The organism is Pseudomonas sp. BIGb0176, assembly GCF_024810175.1.
Lineage (GTDB): Bacteria > Pseudomonadota > Gammaproteobacteria > Pseudomonadales > Pseudomonadaceae > Aquipseudomonas > Aquipseudomonas protegens.
The window spans coordinates 1426080-1439453 of record NZ_JANUEC010000002.1; the positions used below are offsets into that span (position 1 = coordinate 1426080).

Genomic DNA, 13374 nt, shown 5'->3' on the forward strand with positions numbered 1-13374 from the left:
CGCATTCGACAAAAGTTTTAGGGCGGCAAATTGACACACCGAGCACAAGGCTTTTACCCTAGCCAACAGCGATTGTAAATTGGTCTTACCAATTAACCAAGACGCTAGCAGTGCCTGACCAACAACAATTAGGGGCCACCCCATTATGCAAACCTGGCAACAGCTCTATAGCCCGCTTGGCAGCCTCGGCCTGTCCGCCCTCGCCGCCGTTATCCCGATCGTGTTTTTCTTCCTGGCTCTGGCCGTGTTCCGTCTCAAAGGACACGTCGCCGGGAGTATCACCCTGGCCTTGTCGATCCTGGTGGCGATCTTCGCCTTCCAGATGCCCGCCGACATGGCCCTCGCTGCCGCTGGCTATGGATTTGCCTACGGTCTGTGGCCCATCGCCTGGATCATTGTCGCCGCCGTTTTCCTCTACAAGCTGACCGTGAAGAGCGGCCAGTTCGAAATCATCCGCAGCTCGGTGCTGTCGATCACCGACGACCAGCGCCTGCAGGTGCTGCTGATCGGTTTCTGCTTCGGCGCCTTCCTTGAAGGGGCTGCCGGCTTTGGCGCGCCGGTGGCGATCACCGCCGCCCTGCTGGTGGGCCTGGGCTTCAACCCGCTGTACGCCGCCGGCCTGTGCCTGATCGCCAACACCGCGCCCGTGGCCTTCGGCGCCCTGGGGATTCCGATCATCGTCGCCGGCCAGGTGACGGGCATCGACGCCTTCAAGATCGGCGCCATGACCGGCCGCCAACTGCCGCTGCTGTCGCTGTTCGTGCCGTTCTGGCTGGTGTTCATGATGGACGGCATGCGTGGCGTCAAAGAGACCTGGCCGGCCGCTCTGGTGGCAGGCCTGAGCTTCGCCGTCACCCAGTACTTCACCTCGAACTTCATCGGCCCGGAACTGCCGGATATCACCTCGGCCCTGGCCAGCCTGATCTCCCTGACCCTGTTCCTGAAAATCTGGCAGCCCAAGCGCACCGCCGGCGCGCAGATTGCCGGTGCCACCTCCAGCGCGGCCATCACCGCCAGTGCCGGTGGCTTCGGCCAGCCACGCCAAACCCAGGCCTCACCCTACAGCCTGGGCCAGATCTTCAAGGCCTGGTCGCCGTTCCTGATCCTCACCGTGCTGGTGACCATCTGGACCCTCAAGCCCTTCAAGGCGATGTTCGCCGCCGGCGGCTCGATGTACGGCTGGGTGTTCAACTTCGCCATCCCGCATCTGGATCAGCTGGTGATCAAGATGGCGCCGATCGTGACCACGCCAACGGCCATCCCGGCGGTGTTCAAGCTCGACCCGATCTCCGCCACTGGCACGGCGATTTTCTTCTCCGCGCTGATCTCCATGCTGGTGCTGAAGATTAACTTCAAAACTGGTCTGACCACTTTGAAAGAGACCTTCTACGAGCTGCGCTGGCCGATCCTATCCATCGGCATGGTGCTGGCGTTCGCCTTCGTCACCAACTACTCGGGCATGTCTTCGACCATGGCCCTGGTCCTGGCGGCGACGGGGGCAGCATTCCCGTTCTTCTCGCCGTTCCTGGGCTGGCTCGGGGTGTTCCTCACCGGTTCCGATACCTCGTCCAACGCTCTGTTCAGCTCGCTGCAAGCCACCACCGCGCACCAGATCGGGGTCAATGACACCCTGCTGGTCGCGGCCAACACCAGCGGCGGCGTGACCGGCAAAATGATCTCGCCGCAATCGATCGCCGTGGCCTGCGCCGCCACCGGCCTGGTGGGCAAGGAATCGGACCTGTTCCGCTTCACCCTCAAGCACAGTCTGTTCTTTGCCACTATTGTCGGTCTGATCACCCTGGCCCAGGCCTACTGGTTCACCGGCATGCTGGTGCACTAAGCAACACCTGCGACACCGATGGAACCGACGCCGCCCTCACCCGCGGCGTCAGTCATTCACCACCCGGTCTGCAAGGCTGCTGAAAGCTTGCTGGTTTATCTTTCAGCCGCCTCGACGGACGAATAACCGGGACCACCCGGAGACACGCCTGATGAGCGAGCTTTTCTACAACGCCGTGCCCAATGCGACCCGTGTCGCACCGCCGCTGGCCGAACCCCGGCAGTACCCCAGCGCGAAGCCGTCGCGGGTCTACCTGTTCGGCACTTGTGTGGTCGACCTGTTCTATCCCGAAGCCGGGATGGACGCGATTCACCTGCTGGAGCGCGAAGGCATTCGCGTGGAGTACCCGCAAGGGCAAAGCTGCTGCGGACAACCGGCCTACACCTCGGGTTACACCGAGCAGGCGCGCACCGTGGCCCGCTCGCAACTGGCGCTGTTTGCCGGCGACTATCCGGTGGTGGTGCCGTCGGGTTCCTGCGCAGGCATGCTGCGCGAGCATTACGCGGACTTGTTCAAGGACGAGCCCGAGACGTTGCAACAAGTGCAGGCCCTGGCCGCCCGCACCTATGAACTGGCCGAGTTCCTCCTGCACGTGTGCAAGGTGCAGCTCAAGGACAGTGGCGCTCCGGTCAAGGTGGCCTTGCACACCTCCTGCTCGGCACGCCGGGAAATGAACACCCACCTGCACGGCCGTGAGTTGTTGTCACAGCTGAGCAACGTGGAACGGGTAGAACACAGCCACGAAAGCGAATGCTGTGGCTTTGGCGGGACTTTCAGCGTCCGAATGCCGGACATCTCCGGCGCCATGGTCGCGGACAAGACCCGGGCGCTGAAGGAATCCGGCGCGCATCAGGTACTGAGTGCCGACTGCGGCTGCTTGATGAACATCAACGGCGCGCTGGAGAAACAACAAGAGGCATTGCGCGGCCAACACCTGGCGAGTTTCCTCTGGCAACGTACTGGAGGTGCACAATGAGCACCCCAGAGCTGATTCCGACCACCAACGTGGCGGACGATTTCCGAACCCGGGCCCACGAAGCCCTGGGGGACAAACAACTGCGAAACAACTTTCGCAGCGCCATGGACTCACTCATGGCCAAGCGTGCGGCCTCGTTCAGCGATGCCCACGAAAGAGAACACCTACGCGCCCTGGGCAACGCGATTCGCGCCCGGGCGTTATCCAAGCTGCCCGACCTGCTCGAGCGCCTGGAACAGAACCTGACCCGCAACGGTGTGACAGTGCACTGGGCGGAAACGGTGGACGAGGCCAATGGCATCGTCCTCTCGATCATCCGCGCTCACGAGGCGCGGCAAGTGATCAAGGGCAAATCGATGGTCAGCGAAGAGATGGAAATGAACCATGTCCTCGCTGAACAAGGCATTGAATGCCTTGAGTCGGACATGGGCGAGTTCATCGTCCAGCTCGACCACGAGAAGCCTTCACACATCATTATGCCGGCGATCCACAAGAATGCCGGTCAGGTCGCGTCCTTGTTCCACGACAAACTCGGCGTGGAGTACACCAAGGACGTTGACCAACTCATTCAGATCGGTCGCAAGGTCTTGCGGCAGAAATTCTTCGAAGCCGATATCGGCGTCTCCGGCGTCAACTTCGCCGTGGCCGAGACCGGCACCCTGCTGCTGGTGGAAAACGAAGGCAACGGGCGCATGTCCACCACCGTGCCGCCAGTGCACATCGCCGTCACCGGGATCGAGAAAGTCGTCGAGAACCTGCGGGACGTGGTGCCGCTGCTTTCACTGCTGACCCGCTCGGCCCTGGGCCAGCCCATCACCACCTACGTCAACATGATCTCCGGCCCGCGCAAAGAGCATGAGCTCGACGGCCCCCAGGAAGTGCACTTGGTGCTGCTGGACAACGGCCGCAGCCAGGCGTTTGCCGACAGCGAACTGCGCCAGACCCTGAACTGCATCCGCTGCGGCGCCTGCATGAACCACTGCCCGGTCTACACCCGGGTCGGCGGCCACACTTATGGCGAGGTCTACCCGGGGCCGATCGGCAAGATCATCACCCCGCACATGGTCGGTCTGGCCAAGGTGCCGGATCACCCCAGCGCCTCGTCACTGTGCGGCGCCTGTGGCGAAGTCTGCCCGGTGAAGATCCCGATCCCGGCGCTGCTGCGCCGACTGCGGGAAGAAAACGTCAAGCCCCCCGACAGCCCCCATCAAGTAATGCGCGGCCAGGGCAGCAAGTACTCGCGCAAGGAACGTTTCATCTGGAACGCCTGGGCCCGTCTCAACAGCTCACCGCGCCTGTATCGCCTGTTCACCCTGGCCGCCACCCGGCTGCGCGCCCTCACCCCGAGCAAGGTCGGCCCCTGGACGCAGAACCACAGTGCGCCCAAACCCGCCGCCCGGTCGCTGCATGATCTGGCCCGTGAGCACCTGGACACGCAGGGAGACCGCTGATGAGCGCGAAACACAACATCCTCGCCAAGCTGCGCAACAGCCTGAGCGGCACCACGCCGATTGTGGATAACTTCGACGAGGCGCTGGTCACCGAGCCTTACACCTACAGCGCGGAACAACGCATCCCGCAACTGCGCAAACAGATGGAAGCGGTGCACACCGAGATTCACCTGAGCACCGCCGCCGACTGGCCGGAGCTGCTGGCCCGCCTGCTACAGGAACGCCAGTTGCCCAGCCTGCTGATCGCCCCGAGCACGCCCCACGGCCAGCGGGTCACCCAGTACTGGGCCGAGCAGCCGCAACTGCCGGCGCTCAAGGCCTACGACCGCCCGGTGGAAGAATGGAAAGCCGAGCTGTTCAACGACACCCCGGCCAGCCTCACTACCACCCTGGGCGCCATCGCCGCCACCGGCAGCCTGATCCTCTGGCCGACCCGGGAAGAGCCGCGGCTGATGAGCCTGGTGCCGCCGGTGCATTTCGCCCTGCTCAAGGCCAGCGAGATCCGCGACAACTTCTATCAGGTGCAGCAACAGATGAACTGGGCCGCCGGCATGCCGACCAACGCGCTGCTGGTATCCGGCCCGTCGAAGACCGCTGATATCGAGCAAGTCCTGGCTTACGGCGCCCACGGCCCGAAAGACCTGGTGGTGCTGATCCTGGAGGACCAATGAGCCTACCGACCGCTTTTCTGCGTGACGCCCAGCAACTGATCCCCCCGGAGCGGCGCTTCGACGACCCGCTCTCGACCCTGGCCTTCGGCACCGACGCCAGCTTCTACCGACTGATCCCCAAGCTGGTGATCCGCGTCGAATCCGAAGATGAAGTGGTGACCCTGCTCCAGCTGGCCCAGCGCGACCGGGTGCCGGTGACCTTCCGCGCGGCGGGCACCAGCCTTTCCGGGCAAGCCATCAGCGACTCGGTGCTGATCGTTCTGGGGGATAACTGGAACGGCAAGGAGATTCGCCACCAGGGTACGCAGATTCGTCTGCAGCCTGGTGTGATTGGCGCCCAGGCCAATGCCTGGCTGGCACCTTTCGGGCGCAAGATCGGCCCCGATCCGGCCTCGATCAACGCCTGCAAGATCGGTGGCATCGTCGCCAACAACGCCAGCGGCATGTGCTGCGGCACCGCGCAGAACACCTATCACACCCTGGCCGGCATTCGCCTGGTACTGGCCGATGGCACGCGTCTGGATACCGAGGATGAGGTCAGCATCGCCGCCTTCCGCGCCAGCCATGGTCCGTTGCTGGAGCGCCTGGCCGAACTGGGCCGCAGCACCCGTGCCAACAGTGAACTGGCCGCGAAAATCCGCCACAAATACCGGCTGAAAAACACCACCGGCCTGTCCCTCAATGCCCTGGTGGATTTCGACGAGCCGCTGGACATCCTCAGCCACCTGCTGGTGGGCTCCGAGGGCACCCTGGGCTTTATCAGCGCGGTGACCTACGACACGGTGATCGACCACCCGAACAAGGCGTCGGCGCTGATCGTCTTTCCCGATGTGGAAACCTGCTGCAACGCGGTGACCGTGCTCAAGAGCCAGCCGGTGTCGGCGGTGGAACTGCTGGACCGCCGCAGCCTGCGTTCGGTGCAGGACAAGCCCGGCATGCCGGCCTTCGTCCAGCAACTCTCGGCCAACGCCTGCGCGCTGCTGATCGAGTCCCGCGCCGCGTCCTCATCACTGCTGCATGAGCAACTGGCGCAGATCATGAATTCCCTGGCCGCCTTCCCGGTGGAAAAGCAGGTGGACTTCACTGAAGACCCGCAGGAAAACGCCAAGCTCTGGGCGATCCGCAAGGACACCTTCCCGGCGGTAGGCGCGGTGCGCAAGACCGGCACCACAGTGATCATCGAAGACGTGACCTTCCCCGTGGAACAGCTGGCCATCGGCGTCAACCGCCTGATCGAGCTGTTCGACAAGCACCACTACGACGAAGCGATCCTGTTCGGCCACGCCCTGGAGGGCAACCTGCACTTCGTCTTCACCCAGGGCTTCAACAGCAGCGAGGAAGTGAACCGCTACCAGGCGTTCATGGACGACGTGGCGCAACTGGTGGCGGTGGAATTCGGCGGTTCGCTGAAGGCCGAGCACGGCACCGGGCGCAACATGGCACCTTTCGTCGAGCTAGAATGGGGCAGCGATGCCTACCAGCTGATGTGGCAGCTCAAGCGCCTGCTGGACCCCAACGGCATCCTCAACCCGGACGTGGTGCTCAGCGAAGATCCGCAGATCCACCTCAAGCACCTCAAGCCACTGCCGGCGGCCGACGAGATTGTGGATAAGTGCATCGAGTGCGGCTTCTGCGAGCCGGTGTGCCCGTCCAAGGGGCTGACCCTGAGCCCGCGCCAGCGCATCGTCATCTGGCGCGACATCCAGGCACGCAAACGGGCCGGCATCGACACCACGGAACTGGAAGCGGCCTATCAGTACCAGGGCATCGACACCTGCGCCGCCACCGGGCTGTGCGCCCAGCGCTGCCCGGTGGGCATCAACACCGGCGAGTTGGTGAAAAAACTGCGCGGCGAGCACGCCACCCACAGCGGCACCGCCGACTGGCTCGGCTCACACTTCGCCAGCACCTTGCAGGGCGCCCGCTTCACCCTGCACGTGGCCAACGGCGCGCGCATGCTCCTGGGCGCACCGCGCCTGAGCAAGCTGTCGGCCAGCCTGACGCGTCTGTCCAAAGGCCGGGTGCCGCAGTGGAGCAACGCCATGCCGCAGCCGGAGAAGGCCATTCGCTTCAGCCCGACGGTGAGCGATTCGCGTCCACGGGTGGTGTACCTGGCGGCCTGTGTGTCGCGGGTCATGGGGCCGGCGGCGGGGGACAAGGAACAGAGCTCGCTCTACGAGAAAACCCGCGGCCTGCTGGAAAAGGCCGGCTACCAAGTGGTGCTGCCGGACAACCTGGACAACCTGTGCTGCGGCCAGCCGTTCGCCTCCAAGGGCTACGCCACCCAGGCCGAGGACAAGCGCCAGGAACTGATCGGAGCCCTGCTCCACGCCAGCCGTGGCGGCCTCGACCCGATCTACTGCGACACCAGCCCCTGCACCCTGCGCCTGGTGCAAGACCTGGGGGACGTGCGCCTGGACCTCTACGACCCGGTGCGTTTCATCCGCACCCACCTGCTGGAGCGCCTGGAGTTCACCCCCCAGGAAGCGCCGATCGCGGTGCACGTCACCTGCAGCACCCAGCACCTGGGCGAGAGCCAGGCGCTGATCGAACTGGCCCGGCGTTGCAGCAACAACGTGGTGATCCCCGAAGGCATCCACTGCTGTGGTTTCGCCGGCGACAAGGGTTTCACCACCCCGGAACTCAATGCCCACTCCCTACGCAGCCTCAAGGACGCGGTGCAGTATTGCAGCGAAGGCATCTCCACCAGCCGCACCTGTGAAATCGGCCTCAGCCAGCATGGCGGGATCGACTATCACGGGCTGGTCTACCTGGTGGATCGGGTCACCCGGGCCAAGGCGGTCTGAGCCATCGAATCGCGCAACCAAGGGGCGTTTTCGCCCCTTTTTTGTGCCTGGCGGAAGACGCCCCTGGCTTTTTCATTTCTTCGAAAAAAAAACAGAACCCCAGAGCGCGGCTACAGTCCATTTTCTAGGCCCGCAAAAAAGGGCTTAGCCCACTCGGCAGCCGGCCCTGTTGACCGGCAACACCGAGCCCCTGCGATCAAGGAGATAACCATGAAGCGTTCCGCACTGGCTGGACTGTTCATTACCGCCGCGATGCTGGCCTCCCCGGTGTTTGCCGCCGGGCAAGAGGACCTGTGCCAGATCAACCTGCAAAAAATCAAGGATGCCAAGGTCAGCACCGAAGCCATGAGCTCGGACCTGAGCAGCGACATCGACGCCAAGGTCCAGCAAGCCACCGCCGAACACGCCAAAGGCACCGAGGAAGGCACCAAGAACTGCATCTCCCTGACCACCCAGGCCATCCAGCAATTGCAGAACAACACCAAGGGCGATCAGTAGGCCGATGCATTGGGCCAACCTTCGGGTTGGCCTTCTGGCCTCGGTTAGCGTAGAATCCGTCCACCTGTTGGTAATGCACAACAGGTTCGGGGCCGTTTAGGATTCGACGCCGGTTGCGAAACTTTAGGTGCATGCCGAGTTGGTAACAGAACTCGTAAATCCACTGTTGCAACTTCCTATAGTTGCCAATGACGAAACCTACGGGGATTACGCTCTCGCTGCGTAAGCAGCCTTAGCCCTTCCCCCCTGGTACCTTCGGGTCCAGCAATCATCAGGGGATGTCTGTAAACCCAAAATGATTGTCATATAGAACAGAATCGCCGTGCAGTACGTTGTGGACGAAGCGGCTAAAACTTACACAACTCGCCCAAAGCACCCTGCCCGTCGGGTCGCTGAGGGTTAACTCAATAGACACGGCTAAGCATGTAGTACCGACAGCGGAGTACTGGCGGACGGGGGTTCAAATCCCCCCGGCTCCACCAAACGAAGCACCAACAAAGCCCGCCTTGTGCGGGCTTTGTTGTTTCTGGCCTTAACGTTCCGCCACCATCGCCAACCGCCCCTCCCCGCTTTCACGGACCGAGCATTGGTTGCCCCAAAGCAGCGTTAAGTCTCTTTCTATTGTGCGAACTTTCCTAGAAACTCCTAGCCGCTTGCGCCTGGTGTACCCGCTGGCTAGCCTCGATCCGTCACTGCACATTCAGTGACCGGGTTTAGCAGCCCGCAATCGATTAGGCGCACAGCGCCGCCATCTACGTGGCGTTTTTGGGCTCCGTTTTATGGCGGCCGTGCGCAGGGCATCTTCGGGTGCGCCGGGTTCCTAATCGACCGGTACTGCTAACCTGCGAACGGCCGCCACCCCATCGTTTAGCAGCGACGGTGAAGGCTCCTACCATCGATTAGGAGTTACGCCATGAAAAAGCTCGTCCCCGATCCGCCCCTCACAGCTGCCCAGCGCGGCAGAAACCCCGAGCACGATCTGGCCAATCAGCAGATCCGGCAGAAGCTGTCACTTCAGCCTGCCGATGCCTCTCTGATCCAGTCACTGAAGCAAACCATCAGTACCCCGGTGAGTCGCGATTCTCTGTTCTCGGTACGCGGCGGCATCAGCGCCGAAGAAGCCCTGCTCCACGTCTCCCTGCTGCTGAAAAGCGCCGAAGAGGTTTCCGATGAAATCACCGAACGCGGCAGTGGCATCGAGCGCGGTCTGATCTGGTCCCTGGTGCACTCGGTGGAGATGGCCCGGGCCGTGGTGGATGCCTTGCTCGACGGTAGTCGCCACAGGCCAACGCTGAAGTAGAACTTCCCGCGACAACACGACGCGGCAGCACAGTCTGTCGTGCTGTCGCTTGATGAGTGGGGGCTTCAGCGCTCCGACATAACCACCATCACCTCCGCACCCTTCTGCCCTTCCGCTAGGTAGACATGGCCAATGCTGCTGTTGAAGTAGGCCGTTTCCTGCGGGCCAATGCTCACCGCTTCCCCGGTCTCGAACTGAATCCGCACACGCCCCGACAGCACCAGGGCAAATTCCTGCCCGGGGTGACGGATGTAATCCTCGAACTGCTGCAGCTCGCGAGCAAAGATCCGCGCGTACATGGGGGTCATGCTGCGCCCGGGAAAATCGCCGGCCACCTGGTGGTAGTCGTAGTGGCCGGTGCTGTAGCCGGGGGCGTCGGCGATGGTGGTGCTGACCACGGTCGGTTGCACCTGGGCGCTGCGGGTCTGGATCAGGTTCGGCGCCGGGCTAAACAGTTGGGCAATGTCGACGCCCAGGGCGCGGGCCGCGGCGGCGAGTTTTTCGTAGCTAACCGAGACCTGGGCCAGCTCCATTTTCGACAGGGTCGACAGCGCTACGCCGGAGCGTTCCGAGAGCTGTTTGAGGGTCAGCTCGTCCTATGGACAACCGATCGCGCGCTGGAATCAGTGTTATATCCAGGAGGGAAACCTTTTCCATAGTGCGCCTTCCCTTCTCTATTCCGATTGCAGGTCAGTCCTGCTCCCCCTCCTCTCTCTTGTGCTTACGATAACGGGAGAGCGAAATTCCCGTTTGGCGCTTGAAGTAGCGACACAAGTAAGACGCGTCGACGAAGTTCAGTTCGTCGGCCACACGGCCAATAGCCAAGTCACTGTATGAAAGAAGAGCCTTGATCTCCAAGGTTACCTGCCGATCGATCAGGCCCTTGGGAGTGTCATTGAAAAACGCTTTTGTCAACTGCGACAGGTAGAACGGCGTGATATTCAGTGCGTCGGCGTAGAACTTCACATCTCTGTGGCGCACACAATGTTTGCCTATCAATTCCCAGAAGCGCCAACTGAGCATTTCCTTCCGGCTGAATCCCCTGTTTTCTATCTGGTTGGCTGGAAGTTGCTCGGCTATTTTCAGAAAGAGGTTCTGCAGCTGATTGCGCAACATGATGCGTTGGTAGGTGGGACAGGTCTGCGCAATGTTCCGCATCTGCGTCACCCAGCTCTCTATCAGCGGCATGTCGTCCTTGGATGGAATGCAATGAGGATGGTCATGCAGAAATACGAACAAGGTATTGGGTAGCGGGTAGGCAACCTCTGCGGCAAAACTTTTCGGCATAAGGCAGAAAAACACCTTGAAGCGGCGCGAGCGACGTTTGAGCAAGGCAATAGTGTCCTCAGCCAGCAGCATCACACCACCGCGCCTAACCGCATGCTCTTTGAAGTTAAGTGTGAAGTGGGCACTACCGCAGAGGCATACCAGTAGCGTCAAGTAAGCGTGACCGAAGGAGAGCGGTAAACCGAGCCCTTCCGCTAGCGTGGTTTCTCCCATCCGCATCGAGTCGTCAGGAGCGGAAAGTTTCGGAATGTGATGCATAGTGCCCCAGCGCTACAACAAACAAGAGCTAAAAGCCTATCACCGCTTGGCGCAGCTGTTTCGAAAAGTACCGAAAAAGCCGAGGTACTGGCGTGTACCGATGATCTGTCTCCCAATACTCTGTCCCGAACGAACCAATCCATTCGGGTACAGGACATGACACTTGAAACAGAACGACTCTTGCTTCGCCCCTGGCAGGCCACAGACGCCGCCGATCTATACGAATATGCCAAAGACGCCCGAGTCGGTCCCATCGCTGGCTGGCCCCCCCATACCAGTGTGGAGAACAGTGCCGACATCATCCGTACGGTCTTCAATCACCCCGAGGTGTACGCGGTCGAACTGAAGGAAAATCGCCGTGCTGTTGGTTGTGTGGGCATTCTCATAGGCAGCAACAGCAATTTTGAAATCAGTGAGCAGGAAGGGGAAATCGCCTACTGGATCGGCGTGCCGTACTGGGGCAAAGGCCTGACTCCGGAAGCAGTACGTGAAGTGATGCGACACGCCTTTGAAAACCTGAATCTCAAAGCACTTTGGTGTGGTTACTTCGCCAACAACATCCAGTCCTATGCTGCTCAATCCAAGTGTGGCTTTCGCTTTCATCACACGGAAGAAAACAAATACAACCAGTTCCTCCAAGACTATCGGACAGAACACATTAGCCGTATCACCTACCAAGAATGGCTGGACCATACGAAAGAGTAAGGGCACAAACCAAAGGTACCGGTGAATGTCGGCCACAACCGACGGACGCAGCCTGGTGACGACGTATACCGCACGAACGCCGCAGAGGAGTTCAAACCTTACTTGGAACTGCACGGAGAGCTAACCGGAATCCCACGCCGCCCCAGCACTGCCGCGAACTGCAACAGCTAGAGTGCGAAGCCTGCCGCAGGACAGCGCCGAACTGTTCGTGGCGCTGCTGGCGAAGGCGCAGGAGGAACTGAATGCCCGTGAAAGTTAATTGAGCCTTATCCACACCCCAGTTCAGGAGACTTATGAAAATCTCGCTTACCCAAGTAACGCAAAAAAACTATGAAGCGATTTGTGAACTGGAGGTTACTGAAGAACAGGAAGACTACGTGGCAAGTAATACCTGGTCGCTCGTTGAGGCTGCGTACAACCCAGGTTACTTCACACGCGCCATCATCGCGGATGGAGAGCCCGTAGGCTTCTTTATGTGGGTGCAAGAGTCAAAAGGCAAAGTTTCTATCTGGCGCTTTATGGTGGACAAAGAACATCAGCGAAAATCCATCGGTAGAGTAGCGCTGGGCCTCGCCCTACATGAAATAAAACAGATCGCGGATTTGGAAGAAATTGAAATCTGCTACAACCCCAACAACATCGTAGCTAAAGGGTTCTACTCCAGTTTCGGGTTTGTCGAGGTTGGTATGGATGCAGACGGCGAAGATATGCTGGCGAGGATCAGGATTTGAACTGCGCCAAATACAATTCGAGCGTTGCACAACAGTTCTAATTACCTTCAACTCCAACCGCTTATGGCTCAGGAGGGCGCAGAGGATGATCAGGGGCTTCAGCGCTCCGACATCACCACCATCACTTCCGCATCCTCATCCCCTTCCGCCAGGTAGATATGGCCAATGCTGCTGTTGAAGTAGGCAGTCTCCTGCGGGCCAATGCTCACGGCTTCTCCGGTCTCGAACTGGATTCGCACACGCCCCGACAGCACCAGGGCAAATTCCTGCCCGGGGTGGCGGATGTAATCCTCGAACTGCTGCAGCTCGCGGGCAAAGATCCGCGCGTACATGGGGGTCATGCTGCGCCCGGGAAAGTCGCCGGCCATGGGGTGGTAGTCGTAGTTGCCGGTGCTGTAGCCGGGGGCGTCGGCGATGGTAGTGCTGACCACGGTCGGTTGCACCTGGGTGCCGCCGGTCTGGATCAGGTTCGGCGCGGGGGTGAACAGCCGGGCGATGTCGACGCCCAGGGCGCGGGCTGCTGCGGCGAGTTTTTCGTAGCTGACCGAGACCTGGGCCAGCTCCATTTTCGACAGGGTCGACAGCGCCACGCCGGAGCGTTCCGAGAGCTGTTTGAGGGTCAGCTTCTGGTTTTTACGAATGGTCCGCAGGCGTGCGCCGACCTGGGTCCGGTCGATCAGTGGATGGGCGTGGGAGCTCGAGGCGGGCTGGGCTCGGTCGGAACTCATTGAGGCTCTCTGTCTGGCAAATAAGGGCAACCGCGACGCTAGCCGGGGCACGTGGCGAAATATTAACCCATGACCCCGGGTTGACTGGAAAATTCTCATATCTTACATTTCTCGTATGTGAG

The 13374-nt window shown here is 61.0% G+C and carries 12 protein-coding genes and 1 other RNA gene; 10 read left to right on the forward strand and 3 right to left on the reverse strand.

Annotation, left to right across the window (positions count from 1 at the left end; genetic code table 11):
* Window positions 1-145: 145 nt before the first annotated feature.
* The 8 genes from M2395_RS17565 to M2395_RS17600 all read left to right on the forward strand — a co-directional run bounded on the left by M2395_RS17565 (window position 146) and on the right by M2395_RS17600 (window position 9543).
* Complete coding sequence (locus M2395_RS17565) at window positions 146-1840, forward strand: lactate permease LctP family transporter (protein ID WP_123430063.1); 1695 nt, start codon at window positions 146-148, stop codon at window positions 1838-1840.
* A gap of 151 nt (window positions 1841-1991) precedes the next feature.
* On the forward strand, window positions 1992-2816 hold the full coding sequence (locus M2395_RS17570) for a (Fe-S)-binding protein (RefSeq protein WP_015634106.1): 825 nt from the start codon (window positions 1992-1994) through the stop codon (window positions 2814-2816).
* Window positions 2813-4267 (forward strand): LutB/LldF family L-lactate oxidation iron-sulfur protein, encoded by a 1455-nt coding sequence (locus tag M2395_RS17575; RefSeq protein WP_123430062.1) that lies wholly within the window; start codon window positions 2813-2815, stop codon window positions 4265-4267. Before M2395_RS17570 ends, M2395_RS17575 begins: the two co-directional genes overlap by 4 nt.
* Window positions 4267-4938, forward strand: coding sequence for a lactate utilization protein (locus M2395_RS17580; RefSeq protein WP_123430061.1), 672 nt, complete (start codon window positions 4267-4269; stop codon window positions 4936-4938). The genes M2395_RS17575 and M2395_RS17580 overlap by 1 nt, the downstream gene beginning before the upstream one ends.
* Entirely contained in the window at window positions 4935-7745 is a 2811-nt protein-coding gene (locus M2395_RS17585) for an FAD-binding and (Fe-S)-binding domain-containing protein (RefSeq protein ID WP_123430060.1), read from the forward strand. Before M2395_RS17580 ends, M2395_RS17585 begins: the two co-directional genes overlap by 4 nt.
* Window positions 7746-7955: 210 nt before the next feature.
* Entirely contained in the window at window positions 7956-8243 is a 288-nt protein-coding gene (locus M2395_RS17590) for a hypothetical protein (RefSeq protein ID WP_015634102.1), read from the forward strand.
* Window positions 8244-8331: 88 nt separating this feature from the next.
* Window positions 8332-8725, forward strand: a transfer-messenger RNA (tmRNA) gene (gene ssrA, locus M2395_RS17595).
* 431 nt (window positions 8726-9156) lie between these two features.
* The gene (locus tag M2395_RS17600) at window positions 9157-9543 is read left to right on the forward strand and encodes a DUF6124 family protein (protein ID WP_123430059.1); all 387 of its coding nucleotides are present in this window, start codon (window positions 9157-9159) and stop codon (window positions 9541-9543) included.
* Window positions 9544-9608: 65 nt separating this feature from the next.
* On the opposite strand, the gene M2395_RS17605 is transcribed toward M2395_RS17600, so the two are convergent.
* Window positions 9609-10133, reverse strand: a complete 525-nt coding sequence (locus tag M2395_RS17605) for a helix-turn-helix domain-containing protein (protein WP_123430058.1) — start codon at window positions 10131-10133, stop codon at window positions 9609-9611.
* A gap of 100 nt (window positions 10134-10233) precedes the next feature.
* A complete protein-coding gene (locus M2395_RS17610) occupies window positions 10234-11088 on the reverse strand; it encodes an AraC family transcriptional regulator (protein ID WP_123430057.1) in 855 nt (284 codons plus the stop codon).
* Window positions 11089-11244: 156 nt separating this feature from the next.
* Between M2395_RS17610 and M2395_RS17615 the strand changes: the two genes are divergently transcribed.
* Together M2395_RS17615 and M2395_RS17620 are read left to right on the forward strand one after the other, a co-directional pair.
* Window positions 11245-11793 carry a GNAT family N-acetyltransferase gene (locus M2395_RS17615; RefSeq protein WP_015634094.1) on the forward strand — a complete coding sequence of 183 codons (549 nt, stop codon included), beginning with the start codon at window positions 11245-11247 and terminating at the stop codon, window positions 11791-11793.
* A 293-nt stretch (window positions 11794-12086) separates the two neighbouring features.
* Entirely contained in the window at window positions 12087-12524 is a 438-nt protein-coding gene (locus M2395_RS17620; RefSeq protein ID WP_053149000.1) for a GNAT family N-acetyltransferase, read from the forward strand.
* Between the two features lie 98 nt (window positions 12525-12622).
* Here the strand turns inward: M2395_RS17620 and M2395_RS17625 are convergent, their stop codons facing one another.
* Entirely contained in the window at window positions 12623-13252 is a 630-nt protein-coding gene (locus tag M2395_RS17625; protein WP_123430056.1) for a helix-turn-helix domain-containing protein, read from the reverse strand.
* Window positions 13253-13374: the final 122 nt, after the last annotated feature.